Annotated in this window: 11 protein-coding genes; 8 read left to right on the plus strand and 3 right to left on the minus strand. The window is 65.9% G+C overall.

Annotated elements, in window-relative coordinates; all coding sequences use genetic code 11:
* The first annotated feature begins 72 nt into the window (after positions 1–72).
* Positions 73–2,661: a type II secretion system secretin GspD gene (gene gspD, locus ACSFCA_RS09655; RefSeq protein ID WP_435459138.1), complete on the plus strand. Its 2,589-nt coding sequence runs from the start codon at positions 73–75 to the stop codon at positions 2,659–2,661.
* A gap of 49 nt (positions 2,662–2,710) precedes the next feature.
* Here gspD and ACSFCA_RS09660 read toward each other — a convergent pair whose 3' ends face one another.
* From ACSFCA_RS09660 to ACSFCA_RS09670, 3 genes are all read right to left on the minus strand, one after another.
* The gene (locus ACSFCA_RS09660; RefSeq protein WP_435459137.1) at positions 2,711–4,132 is read right to left on the minus strand and encodes a WD40/YVTN/BNR-like repeat-containing protein; all 1,422 of its coding nucleotides are present in this window, start codon (positions 4,130–4,132) and stop codon (positions 2,711–2,713) included.
* 1,415 nt (positions 4,133–5,547) lie between these two features.
* Positions 5,548–5,808 carry a hypothetical protein gene (locus ACSFCA_RS09665; protein ID WP_435459136.1) on the minus strand — a complete coding sequence of 87 codons (261 nt, stop codon included), beginning with the start codon at positions 5,806–5,808 and terminating at the stop codon, positions 5,548–5,550.
* Between the two features lie 85 nt (positions 5,809–5,893).
* On the minus strand, positions 5,894–6,838 hold the full coding sequence (locus ACSFCA_RS09670) for a LysR family transcriptional regulator (RefSeq protein WP_435459424.1): 945 nt from the start codon (positions 6,836–6,838) through the stop codon (positions 5,894–5,896).
* Between the two features lie 115 nt (positions 6,839–6,953).
* On the opposite strand from ACSFCA_RS09670, the gene ACSFCA_RS09675 reads away from it, so the two are divergent.
* The 7 genes from ACSFCA_RS09675 to ACSFCA_RS09705 all read left to right on the plus strand — a co-directional run bounded on the left by ACSFCA_RS09675 (position 6,954) and on the right by ACSFCA_RS09705 (position 15,060).
* The gene (locus tag ACSFCA_RS09675; protein WP_435459135.1) at positions 6,954–7,883 is read left to right on the plus strand and encodes a ketopantoate reductase family protein; all 930 of its coding nucleotides are present in this window, start codon (positions 6,954–6,956) and stop codon (positions 7,881–7,883) included.
* Positions 7,880–8,263 (plus strand): VOC family protein, encoded by a 384-nt coding sequence (locus ACSFCA_RS09680; protein WP_258352915.1) that lies wholly within the window; start codon positions 7,880–7,882, stop codon positions 8,261–8,263. Before ACSFCA_RS09675 ends, ACSFCA_RS09680 begins: the two co-directional genes overlap by 4 nt.
* 42 nt (positions 8,264–8,305) lie before the next feature.
* Complete coding sequence (locus ACSFCA_RS09685) at positions 8,306–8,758, plus strand: MaoC family dehydratase (protein WP_258355227.1); 453 nt, start codon at positions 8,306–8,308, stop codon at positions 8,756–8,758.
* Positions 8,755–9,984: a CaiB/BaiF CoA transferase family protein gene (locus tag ACSFCA_RS09690; protein ID WP_435459134.1), complete on the plus strand. Its 1,230-nt coding sequence runs from the start codon at positions 8,755–8,757 to the stop codon at positions 9,982–9,984. The genes ACSFCA_RS09685 and ACSFCA_RS09690 overlap by 4 nt, the downstream gene beginning before the upstream one ends.
* Before the next feature lie 10 nt (positions 9,985–9,994).
* Positions 9,995–10,816, plus strand: a complete 822-nt coding sequence (gene aroE, locus ACSFCA_RS09695; RefSeq protein WP_435459133.1) for a shikimate dehydrogenase — start codon at positions 9,995–9,997, stop codon at positions 10,814–10,816.
* A gap of 24 nt (positions 10,817–10,840) precedes the next feature.
* Positions 10,841–11,284 (plus strand): type II 3-dehydroquinate dehydratase, encoded by a 444-nt coding sequence (gene aroQ, locus ACSFCA_RS09700; protein ID WP_435459132.1) that lies wholly within the window; start codon positions 10,841–10,843, stop codon positions 11,282–11,284.
* A gap of 329 nt (positions 11,285–11,613) precedes the next feature.
* Positions 11,614–15,060 (plus strand): autotransporter outer membrane beta-barrel domain-containing protein, encoded by a 3,447-nt coding sequence (locus ACSFCA_RS09705; RefSeq protein WP_435459131.1) that lies wholly within the window; start codon positions 11,614–11,616, stop codon positions 15,058–15,060.
* The last annotated feature ends 121 nt before the right edge of the window (positions 15,061–15,181 follow it).

Below are 15,181 nucleotides of genomic sequence, written 5' to 3' on the forward strand. Positions count from 1 at the left end.
AACCGCCCGCCAGTGAAAGACCTCGGCGCACGGGGCGCTCTCCGGTCCCGGTCCCGGTTCCGCCTCCGGGCCGTGTGCCTGGGTCTGCTTGCGGCCGGCGCGGTCGGCACCGCCTGCGCGCAGAACGCGATCAAGGCGGTCGCAAGCGCCATGCAACAGGGTGTGGAGGTGATCCAGATCGACCTGGCACGACCCCTCGCCGCCGTGCCCGGCAGTTTTTCGGTCGCGAGCCCCGCGCGCATCGCACTGGACTTCCTTGGCGCCACCAACGATGTCGGGCGCGCAGCCATCGAAGTGAATCAGCCCAACCTGCGCTCGATCAATGTGGTGCAGGCCGGCGAGCGCAGCCGGGTGGTGTTGAATCTGCGGCAGCCGGTGCCGTACACGGCAGAGCTGCAAGGCAATTCGGTGCGGGTCACGCTGCAGGCGGTTGCCGCTGCCGAGACACGGACGGTGGAAACGTCCGCGCCGGCCGAGGCCGCGCCAGCGCCTGTTGTTCGCAGCAGTCCGATCACGCTCAATTTCTCCAACGCCGACATCGAGGCCGTGGCGCGCACCATGGCGGTGGTCACCGGGCGCAATGTGGTGGTCGATCCGCGCGTGAAGGGCACGATGGACCTCGTGACCGACCGCGCCGTGCAGCCGGCCGCGGCCTTCAACCAGTTCGCCGCTGCGCTGCGTTTGCAGGGCTTTGCAGTGGTGGAGGCCGACGGCCTCTACAAGGTGGTGCTCGAAGCCAACGCCAAGCTGCAGAGCGTCGCCGTGAACACCTCCATCGGAGCCGTACCAGCGTCGGCAAGCAATCAGGTCATCACCCAGATCTTCAGGCTCAACCACGAGTCACCCAACGCCCTGATGCCGGTGCTGCGCCCGCTGATTCCACCGAACAACACCATCAACGTGAACCCGGGCAGCAACTCGCTCGTGATCACCGACTACGCCGACAACATGCGCCGGCTCGCGCGCATCATCGCGGCGCTCGATGTGCCGAATGCATCCGATGTCGAGGTCATCCAGCTGAAGCACTCGATTGCCACCGACCTGATTCCGCTGGTGCAGCGGCTCATCGATGGCGGTGCGTCGGGTGCATCGAGCGTCAGCGAAGCACCAGGTGGTGCCGACGCATCGTTCCGCACTACGCTGCTGGCCGACCCGCGCAGCAACTCGGTGCTCATGCGCGCGGCCAACCCGGCGCGCGCGCAGCTCGTGCGCACGCTGGTCGAGAAGCTCGACCGCCCGCCTGCGGAAAGCAGCAACGGCGCGGCCGGCAACATCTATGTGGTCTACCTGAAGAACGCCGATGCGGTACGTCTGGCGGCCACGCTGCGCGCCGCGATGGCAGCGAACCGGCCATCGGGCACCACGGGCGCGGGTGCGCCCGACGGCAGCAGTGCCGCGCCACAGCAGGCCACGCAGAACAGCACGGGCGGCCAAAGCGGCTCGCCAGCCGCCAACGCCCCGCTCAACAACGCCAACCAGCCCTCCACCGGCGGCCAGATCCAGGCCGACCCGACGACCAATTCGCTGATCATCACGGCGCCCGAGCCGCAGTACCGCCAGATGCGCGCCGTCATCGACAAGCTCGACGGCCGCCGCGCGCAGGTCATGATCGAGGCGCTGATCGTGGAGGTCAGCGCCAGCAAGGCCGCCAACTTCGGCGTGCAGTGGCAAAGCGCCTTGGGCAACAACGGGGTCATCGGCACCAACTCCAGCCTGAACAAGACCAACATCCTGGCGCTGACCCAGGCGCTGGCCACCCGCAATGCCGCCGGGCTGGCCTCCTCGATCCAGCCGGGGCTGAACCTGGGCATCGCCGGCAAGATCGGCGGCCAGTACATCCTGGGCGCGATCGCCAACTTCTTCAACAGCGACGGCGATGCCAACGTGCTCTCCACGCCCAACCTGCTGACGCTGGACAACGAAGAGGCCAAGATCATCATCGGCCAGAACGTGCCGTTCCCTACGGGCTCGTACGCCAGCACCTCGGGCTCGGTGGGCGTGAACCCGTTCACCACCGTCGAGCGCAAGGACGTCGGCCTCACCCTGCGCGTGCGTCCGACCATCAACGAGAACGGCACCGTGAAGATGACGATCTTCCAGGAGATCTCGAACGTCGCGCCCGGCACCACCACCGACCCCAACGGCCCCACCACCAACAAGCGTTCGCTCGAATCCAGCGTGCTGGTGGAAGACGGCGGTCTCGTCATGCTCGGCGGCCTGCTGTCGGACACCTACAACAACAACATCGAGAAGGTGCCGCTGGCCGGGGACATCCCGGTGCTGGGGAACCTGTTCAAGAACGAGAACCGCACGCGCACCAAGAGCAATCTGATGATGTTCCTGCGCCCGGCGGTGATGCGCGATGGCGCCTCGACCGAGGCCTTCGCCTACGACCGCTACGACGAGATCCGCGGCCAGCAGCTGCAGACGCAGCCCAGCACCGACAACATCATGCTGCGCGGGGTGAACGCCGCGCCGGTGCTGCCCGATACGCTGCTGCAGCGCTCGAACAACCGGGGTGCGGGCAGCACCCGCATGGAAGGCACGCAGCTCATTCCGCCGTCGCAGCCGCTGGTCGATACGCGCAAGCTGGCGCCCGGCCCGCTGCGTGGGGCGCTGCCGCCTACGGCGGACCCGGTCAGCGCACAGGAGCTTCCGTAGGGCGGCAAGAGGAAGCAGTTGAGCGATGCGGGGACGAAGCGGACGGGGTTCAGTTGCTGTAGAACACGCCCCGGCCGGTGCCGCTCAAGTAGATGCGTCCGTAGATGTTCTGATCGGCCGCCATCACGCCGATGCCGCCGAACTGGTGAGCGTCGTCGTTGAAGCGAGTCCAGGTGACGCCGGCGTCATCGGAGCGGTACACGCCCCACACGCCGTTCACCACGCCCACCACATAGACTGAGGCCGAGTACGCCCCACCAGGCGCCGCCTTGCCCAAGGCCACCAAGGTGGCGCCTTGGACGTCGGGCCACGGGTTGCTGCCCATGATCGACGCGAACTGGCTCAGTTTCGTCCAGGTTGCTCCTGAATCCACCGACTGGTACACGGCGTTGCCGTCGGCCAGCCAGAGCTCGCCTTCGACGTTGGGGTTGACCGCCAGCGAGGTGTTCGTGAAGTAGTTGGGGGCCAGCCCCGCGTCCACCGAGCCCTGGCTCAGCGTGAACGTGTGGCCGCCATCCGTCGAGACATAGACCTTGCCCGGCGTGCCCCACCAGTGGCCGCCGGAATCGTAGGCATAGACCTTGTTCGGCTTCTTGCGATCTGCGACCAGGTGGTAGGCGCGGGGGAAGATGGTGTTGATCGCGGGCAGATTGGTCGGCACCCAGGTGGCGCCGTTGTCCGTGGTGTAGGACGGCACCGAGTAGCCGGGCGCCCAGATCGCCTTGTTGCGCGCGGTGACGGCGATGCTCGCTTCCCCACCCTTGTTTTCCGCGACGCCCGGCGGGTAGGTGGCGAACTTCGCCCAGGTCTTGCCGCCGTCGCCGGACCACACGCCGTAGCCGGTGCTGTTGCCCAGGACGACGCCGATGGTGGCCATGTATTGCGGATCGGACCACGCCATGTCGGCGGCGAAGCCGTTGCTCCAGCTGGTGGCCGGCGTCAGGGTCGGCTTGGTCGCGAGGTTGGTGTGTACCCAGGTGCCGATGTCGCCCGTGCTGTTGATCACGGTGTACGTGGCGCCGGCCGGCGGCGTGGCCAGGCCCAGGACGGCAGTCTCCTCGATGCCGTCGTTCAGCTCGTTCCAGCTCGGCGTGGCCGAGGACGCGTTGCGCGTTTCCCAGACACCGCCGCCATGGCCGTACAGGATGTGATCCCGGTCGGCAGGATCGATCTCCATGTCGTCGGGCCATCCCCAGAAGGGTGCGTCGGCCGGCGTATGCGGCATGGTGGCCGCGATCTCGCGCCAGTTGCGGCCGGCATCGTCGGACAGCTGGATGATTTGCTGGCCGCTGAAGTCGCCCCAGGTGTTGGTCACACCCAGCGCAATGCGCGTGGTCGAGCCGGTGCCGGAGACGGACATGCCGCCGTAACCGGCGGAGTCGTTGCTGTCGAGCAAGGTCCAGTTGGTGCCGTCGAACTTGTAGAGACGGGCGGGACCGCCGGCGCCTGGTCCGGTCTCTTTGGTGAACACGACATAGACTTGGGCGCGATCTGCCTGCCCATCTGCACGAGGCATTGGCCGAGGCCCGCGGCGGTGTTCGGCAAGCCGGTGCATTCCGGCTGGTTGTTCACGACGGCTGGAACTTGCGTCGCATCGTGATCGGGCCTCTTCGCCGCAAGGAACCCCCAGAAGTCAGGCTCCAGGTTGATCAGAACGGGCCCGCGCAGGTCCGCAATGTGCTGGTACATCAGCCGCGTCTGCCCCCAGTATTTGTTCATGAAGGTCGCGTCGTTGATGCCGCTCAGATCGCCCTGCATCTGGTAGAGCGTGAACATCGGAATCGCGCCGTAGGCCTGGTTGGCCTGCGCGGTGTATGTGAGGTACGCGCCGTCGGGACTGTTCCAGGTGGGCCAGGCGCCTGCGCCAGTGCCTACCAGGTAGGTGTCCACGATGTCCGGATGAATGTCCTGTTTCTTCATCTCGTCGATGGAACCGGAGCCGAGCCCGAACAGCACCCGGGCGGGCTTGCCGAGCCTGGTCACCAGTGCTGTGGTCGCTGCGACGGGCGAAGTGCCCCCTTCTGTGCCGCCACCCGTGCCACCCGTGCCACCCGTGCCGCCTGTGCCGCCTGTGCCACCGCCACTTTGGCCGGTGCCATTGCTGCCTTGACTTCCACTGCCCAGACCGGACAGGCCGGCCAGGCCACTGCCCTGGTTGCCGCCACCTCCACCTCCACCGCCGCAGCCAGACAGGAGCACCGAAAGCATCAGTGCGGAAACGCATCCTCGGGGAAACATCATCATGGGAATGATTTTTTTAGATTGAAGAGAACCAGCCGCCGCACGCGTTGCGTACTTCGCATGCGGGGAATACTTTCATCGTGCATGGCCAGCGGCATGTCGCAGGCTCGGGCCCGGATCCACTCGCCGACCAAGCCATGCGGCGCACGATTCATGCCTCAGACCCCGCCGGAGAAGAACGCGCCAATTGATCCCGGAAAGTGACGCGGAGCGTCGCTTCGGATTCACCGTGTGACAAGTTATGGCCAGCTCTTAAGTGGAGTCCGACAAAAAAGGAAATACCGGCGCATCAGGCCTAACATCAACCAACACTTGTGCATTACAAGGCGTTCCATTCACGATGCAGCGATCGACGGAGTAGAGCAACCAAGACTTCATCCCTTGTTTTTTGACTGCATCGAAAATCGAGATTCACTCACTCATTTTTCAGTGGAATGGCATCGTTCTCTCACGGCGTGCGCAGAGCCTTTGAACGCCATGCACCGGATGCTGGCACCCAATCCTGATGACTGAGCTTCTCCACAGCCATGTCGGCGAGCCGCTCACGCAACACGCCGAACGGCACCTGACATCCCCGGAAGCGCGAAGCTGATTCGCTCGATGTCTCGCGAGGGGTGCTCGCCTGACAACGCGTGAATGCATTGATCAGGTAATGCGGCTCTGCCTTGACCAACGGTGGCGTGTGCCACCCAAGCGACGGTTGGATTTCTCCGAAACGGCGAAACGTGCAGCGCGGCAGAACCTTGCGCTGCCCAACGTGGTCGTCGCAACGCGCTCGGTCATGGCGCTCAAGAGCTTGATCGGCCACTCGAGTTTTCTTGGGGCGACGGTGATCGGGCCCAGGTCGGTCTCGCAATGCCATTCGGTCGTGCCGTCGGGCTGCACCATCAAGGCCACTTCGTTCACTGCGCTCCGGGTTGAAGCTATCGCCCGGAGCAGGCGCTCAAAGCGCATCGTGCTTTTCACCCTGACCGTCGACAGGCTCGATCCTCTATTTACGCGCGTTCGACTTCTTGGCAAAAAGCCGTTCGCACAAACCGCGCAGCCAGCGATTCGCCGGGTCCTGGTTGTAGCGTGCATGCCAGTGCTGCTTGACGGTGAAGGGCGGCACAGGCACCGGGCAATCGAAGACAGCGAGCCCGTTGGTGCGGGCCAGCGTCTCGCCGATCTGGCGGGGCACGGTGGCCACGAGGTCGGTGGTCGACACGATGGCGGCCAGTCCCAGGAAGCCGGGTAGCTCCAGCAAGATGCGCCGTTCGACGCGGTGCCGCAGCAGTGCCGCCTCCAGCAGTTGCACGCCCGTACCGCCGACGATGCCGATGTGTGCCTCGGCCTTGAAGTCGCGCAAGCCCATGCCTTTTGCCGCGACCCGCGGGTGCCGGGCATTGACCAGGCACACCCAGTCTTGCGGATACAGCACCTGTTGATAGAAGCCTGACTCGAGCCATGGCACCAGCCCTATCGCAAGGTCGGCATGGCCGGACTGCAGCGCCTGCCCGGTCTGCTCGTCGATGCGCGCAGCCTCCAGGCGAATGCCGGGCCCCACGGCGCGCACGTGCGCCAGCAGTTGCGGCAGCAGCGTGATGTGGCTGGCGTCCGTCATGCAGATACGGAAGCGCCGCGTCGAACGCGACGGGTCGAACGCTTCAGGCGGCGCGGCCACGCGGCGCAGCGCTGCCAGTGCCTCGCGCGCCGGAACGATCAGCTCTTCCGCGCGCGGCGTCGGCTGCATGCCTGCCGCAGTGCGCACGAACAGTTCGTCGCCCAGATGCCTGCGCAGCCGGCCCAGCCAGTTGCTCACCGTCGGCTGGCTTTGGCCGAGCTGGTCGGCCGCGCGCGTCACGCTCTGCGTGGTGTAGATCAGGTCGAACAGGCGCAGCAGCTTCAGGCTGAGCAAGCCCGCGCTCGCATCGAGGTTGTCGTCGTCCGCATTCATTTCAAAACGGAATGTAGACCATTCGCTCCATGTCATGGACGAAATGTTCTTCGAAACCTATCTTCAAGGCATCCCTTCGAGACACCCCTTCGAGACACTCTTTCGAGAGACAGGCATGAAAATCTATTTCCTGGGCGCAGGCGCCCTCGGCTGTGCCATCGGCGGCACGCTCGCCGCAGGCGGGTCGGACGTCACGCTCATCGATCCGTTCCAGGCGCACGTCGACGCCATCAATCGCGATGGCCTCCTCATGAAGGACGGCGACTCGGAACGCCGCGTCAAGGTGCGCGCATCGACAAGCGTCGAGGGCCTGGCACCAGCCGACCTGGTGATCGTGCTGGTCAAGTCCTTCCACACGCGCTCGGCCATCGAAGGCGCGATGTCGATCGTCGGACCCGACACCGCGCTGATGTCGCTGCAGAACGGCATGGGCCACGAGGAAATCCTGGCCAACGTCGCCGGCCGCAAGCACGTGCTGGCCGGCAAGACCTACGTCGGCGGCGTCCTGCTCGGCCCGGGCCGCGTCATTGCCGGCACGCGCGGCAAGCGCACGGTGATCGGCGAACTCGACGGCAGCGTGAGCGACCGCGCCAGGGCCATCGCGGCCGAATTCGAGCGCGCCCAACTCCCTTGCGAGGTCAGCGACAACATCCTGGGCGTGATGTGGGACAAGCTGCTCATCAACGTCTCGACCGGCGCGCTCAGCGGCATCACGGGCCAGGTGTACGGCAGCCTCTACGCGGTGCCCGAGATCGAGGCCACGGCCGTCGCCGCCGTGGCCGAGGCCATGGCCGTCGCGCGATCCATCGGCGTGAAGCTGTCTATCCAGTCGCCGCGCGACGCATGGGTGATGGCCGCCGAAGGCCTGCCCTACGAATTCAAGACCTCGATGCTGCAGAGCCTGGAGAAAGGCTCCATCACCGAGATCGATTTCATCAACGGCGCGGTGGTGCGCGCCGGGCGCGAGCACAACGTGCCGACGCCGGTCAACCAGACGCTGGTTGCGGCCATCAAGGGCATCGAACGCCGGCTGGAGGCGAAATGAGCACGCCGCGCGCCTATGTGGAGCACGTCGCCATCTGGGTGAAGGACATCCACTGGCACATCAGGTTCTTCCACGACGTTTGCGGCATGACGATGCGCGAAGTACAGGGCACGCTCGAAGAGCCGGTGCAGTACTGGACCCTCGGCGGCATGCAGTTCATGGCCAAGCCGGACTACGCAGGGCCTGAAGGCCGCCTCGGCCATCTCGGTGTGATGTGCGAAGACCTCGAGGCCGCACTCGCCGCCGCGCAGGCCTTCGGCGTGACCGAGATGCCGCAGGGCCGCAACTGGCTGCGCCTGCCGGACGGCCTGGCCGTCGAATTCATCCAGGCCAGCGCCGGCGCCGTGGCGCGCGCGCTCGCCATCGATCCCCGCGCCTGAAGAGTCGCTCTCCCAATACAGAGACACACACCAATGACCGCCTTGACCATCGAAGACAAGTACTGGGACGACGCCGTCGTCGGCCAGGAGTGCATCAGCCCGCCCTATGAAGTGACAGAAGCCCGCGTGATGGCGTATGCAGACCTCACCGGCGACCACACCCCCGTTCACACCGACGAAGCCTATGCGCGCACCACGCCCTTCGGCACCCGCGTGGCGCACGGACTGTTCGGCCTGTCGGTGGCCGACGGGCTCAAGACGAAGAGCGACATGCGCTTCATGCCGGGCATGTCGCTCGGCTGGGAATGGAGCTTTGTAGCCCCCATCAAGCTCGGCGACACGGTGCGCGTGAAATTCCACGTCGGCAGCAAGCGTGAATCGAAGAGCAAGCCGGGCTGGGGCATCCTCGTGCTGCCGTCCGAGCTCATCAACCAGCGCGACGAGGTCGTGCAAAAGGGCGAGCACCGCGTGATGGTGCCGAGGAAGCCGGCATGAGCACGTCGCCAAAACAAGCGCTGCCGCTGGCCGGCTTCCGCGTCGTCGACTACAGCCACTTCCTGGCCGGGCCCTATGTCGGCCGCTGCCTCGCCGCGCTAGGCGCGGAAGTCATCAAGGTCGAGCGCCCCGGCACGGGCGATGCAGGGCGTCAGCATGCGTGGTTCGTCGGCGACCACAGCGGCTATTTCCTGCAGCAGAACATGGGCAAGAAGGGCCTCAGCGTGAACACGAAGGACCCACGCGGCCGGGCACTGATGAAAAAGCTGGTCGACAGCGCCGACGTGTTCGTCGAGAACTACCGCCCCGGCGCGCTCGACAAGCTGGGCCTGGGCTATGCCGAACTCGCCGAGACCAACCCCGGCCTGGTGTACTGCTCGATCTCGGCCTACGGCCACACCGGCCCCGACTCGCACCGCGCCGGCTTCGGCCTCATCGCGGAAGCCAAGAGCGGCATCATGCAGATGGTCGGCAACCCGGGCGAAGCACCGCCGCTGCTGCGCATCTCGCTCGGCGACATGTACACCGGCATCCACGCGGTCGCCGCAATCAACGCCGCGCTGCTGGGGCGGGTGAAGTCTGGCCGCGGACAGCACATCGACATGGCGCTGTACGACACGCTGGTGTCCATGCACGAGTACGCGGTGCAGTGCTACACGCTTTCCAATGGCCAAGAGGTGCCGGTGCAGACCGGGCACGACATGCCCAATTCCACGCTCTACGGCGTGTTCCGCGCGCAGGACGGCAACCTCGTGATCGCCGCGCAGGTGGACGACGCGTGGAAGCGCTTTGCCGCGCTGGTCGAACAGAACGGCGGCCCTGCGGGGTTCGGCAGCGACACGCGGCTGCACGCTTCGGCCGGGCGCAATGCCCATCGCGCCGAGATCCTCGAAGTGGTGAAGCCGTGGGTGGCGGCGCACCCGGTCGCGCAGGTGCTGAAGATGCTGGACGGCATCGACGTGCCTGCAGCCAAGGTTCAACGCATCGACGAAGTACTGGCCGATCCGCAGATCCGTGCGCGCGGCATGGTGATCGAGCAGGAGCACCCGGTGCTCGGAAAAATCCGCCTGCCGAACCTGCCCTTCCACATGTCGGGTTGCGACACCTCGATCACGCAGGTGGCGCCCGAACTGGGCGAGCACAACGCGGAAATCGCGGCGAGCCTCGGCTTCGACGCCGCACAGATCGCAGACATGCAAGCCGATGGCGTGCTCTACAGCAAGTAAGGAAACAGCCATGACCGACAAGTACGCCGTGATCGGCAACCCGATAGGACACACCAAGTCGCCGATGATCCACGGCAGCTTCGCGCAAGCGACCGGCCAGGACATCGACTACAGCGCGATCGAAGGCTCGCTGGAGCGCTTCACCGACGACGTGCACGCATTCCGCAAGGCGGGCGGGCGCGGAATGAACGTCACCGCACCGTTCAAGCTGCAGGCCTATGCACTGGCCACCGAGCGGCTCGAACGCGCGGAACTCGCCGGCGCCACCAACGCGCTCAAGTTCGAAGGCGACCGCATCCTTGCCGACAACTTCGACGGCGTAGGACTGACCAACGACATCCAGCGCAACCTGGGCTTCCCGCTCAAGGGCGCGCGCGTGCTGGTGATCGGCGCGGGCGGTGCGGTGCGTGGCGCACTGCAGCCGTTTCTCGCGCAAAAACCGGCCGTGGTGGTGCTGGCGAACCGCACGCAGGCCAAGGCCGTCGACCTGGCGAAACAGTTCGCCGGGCACGGCCGCGTGCAAGGCTGCGGCTACGGCGATCTGGCAGGCGAGCGATTCGACATCGTCATCAACGGCACCTCCGCGAGCCTCAGGGCCGAATTGCCGCCCCTGCCCGCGCAGGCACTGCAGGGTGCGAAGCTGGCCTACGAGCTCGCCTACGGCAAGGGCCTGACGCCCTTCCTGCGCCTGGCGCAGAACGCCGGCGTGCCGAAGCTGGCCGACGGCGTCGGCATGCTCGTGGAACAGGCTGCGGAAGCCTTCCTGTGGTGGCGCGGCGTGCGGCCCGACACGCGCAGCCTCATCGACCGCATGACCATTCCCTTGGTCTGACCCGACGACCAGGAGACGACCCCCATGAAGATCCTCATGCTGCACGGCATCAACCACAACATGTTCGGCAAGCGCGACCCGAAGCAGTACGGCACGGTGACGCTGGCCGAGATCGACGCGCAGTTGCAGGCACTTGGCAAGGAGCTCGGCACCGAGGTCGAGAGCTTCCAGACCAACAGCGAAGGCGCGATGTGCGAGCGCATCCACCGCGGCTTCACCGAGGGCGTGGATGCGGTGCTCATCAACGCGGGTGCATGGACGCACTACAGCTACGGCATTCGCGACGCACTGGCGATCCTCACCGTGCCTGTGGTCGAGTTGCACATGTCGAACATCCATGCGCGCGAGACGTTTCGCCATCACTCGGTGTTCGCCGAGATCGTGAAAGGACAGATCTGCGGCTTTGGCGTGGACAGCTACCTGCTCGGTCTGCGTGCCGTGGTATCAGTTGCCGCACACGCGCAATGATGTTCACGTCGGTTGGTGTGTCGGCCTTCGCCTGTTTCCGCTCCGTCTGACGGGGTTGTATTGAGGACCATGATCGACGTCGTCCTCCAAGCCCCGTCGGGCCCAGGCAACAAGGTTTTGAAGCGAAATCCCGTTATATGTGTGAACTAGTTAATAAAAGTTAACTAGAGTTAACAAAGCATCGCCCCCGAGCGACCGCTTGTTACATATGCTCGCGCCCTCACGCTAGACGCTCCAGTGCTGAGGGCTTGTGCGGCAAGGGCCGTTCTGCCTGATCTTGGCTTGGATTGTGTCGCTACTCCGCGGCGGCGGAATCAACCAGGAACATCATGAACAAAGTATTTGGCATTGTTTGGAACGATGCTCTCGCAGCATGGACCGTAGTTTCGGAGTTGAGTCGTGGTCATGCGAAAGCTCGCGCCACTGTGAGCGCGGCAGGCGCAGCGGTGACACTGGCTCTGGCCACGGTGTCAATGCCGGCCGCGGCGGATTGTGTGGCCACGGGTGCGGCCATCGCCTGCAGTTCGGCAGGAGGAACGCAGGGCACGACCGTCGGGACGGGACCGACCACGGCTGCCAACACCTCTGTGGATGTCCAGTCGGGTGCATTGATCGACACAGTCAACAACTCCGCGATCAGCCTTGGCAACAATGCCACCATCACGATTCGCAACGGCGCCACGGTGCAGAACAGCTCCACCAACGGAAACAGCCCGTACCCAGGCGGCATCGGCGCCAACACCATCGAGTTCAACAGCAACAGCACCATCACCATCGAGCAAGGCGCCAACGTCTTCGCGAATGGAAGCGCAACCAATTCGGAGGCCATCAATCCCGTCGGCAGCGGCAACACGATCATCAATCACGGAACCGTGCGATCGACCCATGCGGCGATCTGGTTCCAGGCGAACTCCGGCAACAACACCATCGTCAACACCGGCACGATGGAGGCGGGCTATGTATCGGGCAGCACCAACCCCGGCACCGCCACGGTGTTCGGTGCCAACGGCACCTCTGCTGTCGATTTCACCAACAAGGGCAGCGTCATCGGGTCGCTCAACTTCGCAAACGGCAACGATGCGCTGCATGCCTACACGGGCTCCTCGATCACCGGCAACATCAGCGGCGGAGGCGGCGCCAACCTTCTCACGCTCGAAAGCGAAGACGGCGGCGCCTCGACGTTTGCACCGCTTTCCCTGGCCGGGTTCCAGACGCTGCAGAGCAATGCCGGGGTCTGGACCTTCAACGTGGCGCTGCCGTCCTCGGGCATCACCAGCGCGACCGTCAATGGCGGCACCCTGATCCTGGGCGCCGATGCCAGCACCTACACAGGCAGCATGACCGTCGGTTCGGGCGGCGTGTTGCAGAGCAGCGCGCAATTCGCGCCGGCAGCAATCACCGACAACGGGCTGGTGCGTTTCGCCCAGCCCGACAACGCGACCTACGCCGGCCTCGTGAGCGGCACGGGCGGCATCGAGAAGACCGGTGCGGGCACGCTCACGCTGACGCAGGACCAGGCCTTCACCGGCACCACCACGATCAGCGCCGGTGTGCTGCAACTCGGCAGCGGCGGCACCACCGGCTCGGTAAAAGGCGACATCGTCGACAACGCGACGTTGACCATCCAGCGCTCGAACGCGTTGACGCTGTCGGGCACCATCAGCGGTTCCGGCGCGCTTGTGCAGGCCGGCACGGGCACGACGATCCTCACCGCCGACAACAGCTACGAGGGCGGCACCGTCATCAGTGCCGGCACGCTGCAACTCGGCAACGGCGGCACCACGGGCAGCATCGTGGGCAACGTCCTGAACAACGCGACGCTGGTCATCAACCGCTCGGACGCGCTCACGCTGTCGGGCACGATCAGCGGCACCGGCTCGCTCGTCAAGGAAGGCGCCGGCACCACGACGCTCACAGCGGCCAACAGCTACGGCGGCGGCACCGCGCTCAAGCAAGGCCGGCTGAACGTCGGCAACAACCTGGCGCTGGGCACCGGCACGCTGGCGATGGACGACGGCACCACGCTCGGCTTCGCGGCCGACGGCCTGAACCTCGCCAACGCCGTGGTGCTGACCGGCAACAACGACCCGGTGATCGACACCGGCAGCTTCAGCGCCACGCTCAGCGGCAACATCACCGGCGGCGGCTTCATCACCAAGATCGGCAGCGGCACCCTCACGCTCTCGGGCTCCAACAGCTATACCGGCGCGACCGATGTGGCCGAAGGCACCCTGAAGGCCGGCGTCGCCGACACCTTCAGCGCAGCCTCGGCGCACACCGTGCGAAGCGGTGCCACGCTCGACCTTGCAGGCTTCAGCCAGACGGTTGCCTCGCTCGCCAACAGCGGCACTGTCACATTGGTAGGCACCACACCAGGCACCACCCTCACCGTCAACGGCGCCTATGTGGGCAACAACGGCGTGCTGCGGCTGGGCACCTTCCTGGGCGACAGCACCAGCGTGAGCGACCGGCTGGTGCTCAACGGTGCAAGCGCCTCGGCCAGCGGCAGGACCAGCGTGCAGATCACCCAGCTCGGTGGCCTGGGCGCACTGACCGTGGGCAACGGCATCGAAGTGGTCTCGGCGCTCAACGGCGCCACCACCACCGCGCAGACCACCAAGGACGCGTTCTCGCTCGCGGGCGGCCACGTGGATGCGGGTGCCTACGAGTACCGCCTGTATGCCGCCGACGCCAGCGGCACCGGCGAGAACTGGTACCTGCGATCGACCACCACGGCAACCGCAGGCACTGGCGGATCGACAGGCGGCACAACGGGCGGTGCAGGCACGAGCGCCGTGCAAGTGCCGGCCTACCGCGCCGAAGTGCCGTTGCTCTCCGCGCTGCCCAGCCAGGTGCGCCAGGCGGACCTGGCCATGATCGGCAACCTGCATCAACGCATCGGCGACGACGATGTCAAGGCAGGCGCCGCCGCATCGACCGACACCGAGCGCCGCGCCTGGGGCCGCGTGATCGCCACCGACATCGACATCCGCCAGCAAGGCACCGTCGACCCGCACAGCAAGGGCAACGTCAAGGGCTTCCAGGCCGGCACCGATCTGTTCGCCACATCGAACTGGCGCGCCGGCGTGTACGTCGGCCAGCTCGACGGCAGCGTCAGGGTCAGCGGCTTCGCGAGCGGCATCGCCAACCTGGCCGTCGGTTCCAACGACCTGCGCAGCCAGTACCTGGGCGCCTACGGCACCTGGACCGCCGATTCGGGCTTCTACGCCGACGCCGTGCTGCAGGCCGGGCGGCACCGTTACACCGTCGAACCCCTGTCGACTCAGCGCAGCTCGGGCAAGGGCGACAGCCTGACGGCATCCATCGAAGTGGGCCAGGCATTCGCAATGGGCGACAGCGGCTGGAAGATCGAGCCGCAACTTCAGCTGATTCGCCAGCACATCAGCCTGGACGACATCGCGATCTCCGGTGCGAACGTGCGGCAAGACAGCGACGACGGCTGGATCGCGCGCGTCGGCGTGCGCGTGAAGGGCGAGATCGCTACGAGCCTTGGCATGCTGCAGCCGTATGGCCGCTTCAACGTCTACAAGGCGAGCGGCGGCGCCGACGTCGCCCGCTTCATCGGACCTGCCGCCACGACTGACATCACGAGCCGCACCGGCTCCACTGTCAGCGAACTGGCCGGGGGTCTCACCCTGGCGCTGAACCAGACCACCAGCATCTACGGCGAAATCGGCAAGCTGTGGGCCTCGGGCGGCGCGACGGATGTGAAGACCTCCCTGCAGGGCTCGATCGGGCTGCGCATGAAGTGGTAAAGGGACGCCGCGCCAGGAATCATCGGTTCCTGGTGCGGCGCGGGTGCCCGCAGCGGCTACCCAAGTCTGGCGAATGATGGTCTTCGCTTGCCGATCGTGAGTGCCGTGATGTTCTTTGGAC

Source organism: Variovorax multivorans (genome assembly GCF_051216835.1).
In the GTDB taxonomy this organism is placed as follows: Bacteria; Pseudomonadota; Gammaproteobacteria; order Burkholderiales; family Burkholderiaceae_C; genus Variovorax.

What these genes read in the sequence shown, in the direction of transcription:
- aroE (WP_435459133.1), top strand. Translation starts at nt 9,995, where the DNA reads ATGACCGACAAGTACGCCGTGATCGGCAACCCGATAGGACACACCAAG.
- ACSFCA_RS09670 (WP_435459424.1), bottom strand. Translation starts at nt 6,838, where the DNA reads ATGAATGCGGACGACGACAACCTCGATGCGAGCGCGGGCTTGCTCAGC.
- ACSFCA_RS09705 (WP_435459131.1), top strand. Translation starts at nt 11,614, where the DNA reads ATGAACAAAGTATTTGGCATTGTTTGGAACGATGCTCTCGCAGCATGG.
- ACSFCA_RS09690 (WP_435459134.1), top strand. Translation starts at nt 8,755, where the DNA reads ATGAGCACGTCGCCAAAACAAGCGCTGCCGCTGGCCGGCTTCCGCGTC.
- ACSFCA_RS09680 (WP_258352915.1), top strand. Translation starts at nt 7,880, where the DNA reads ATGAGCACGCCGCGCGCCTATGTGGAGCACGTCGCCATCTGGGTGAAG.
- ACSFCA_RS09675 (WP_435459135.1), top strand. Translation starts at nt 6,954, where the DNA reads ATGAAAATCTATTTCCTGGGCGCAGGCGCCCTCGGCTGTGCCATCGGC.
- aroQ (WP_435459132.1), top strand. Translation starts at nt 10,841, where the DNA reads ATGAAGATCCTCATGCTGCACGGCATCAACCACAACATGTTCGGCAAG.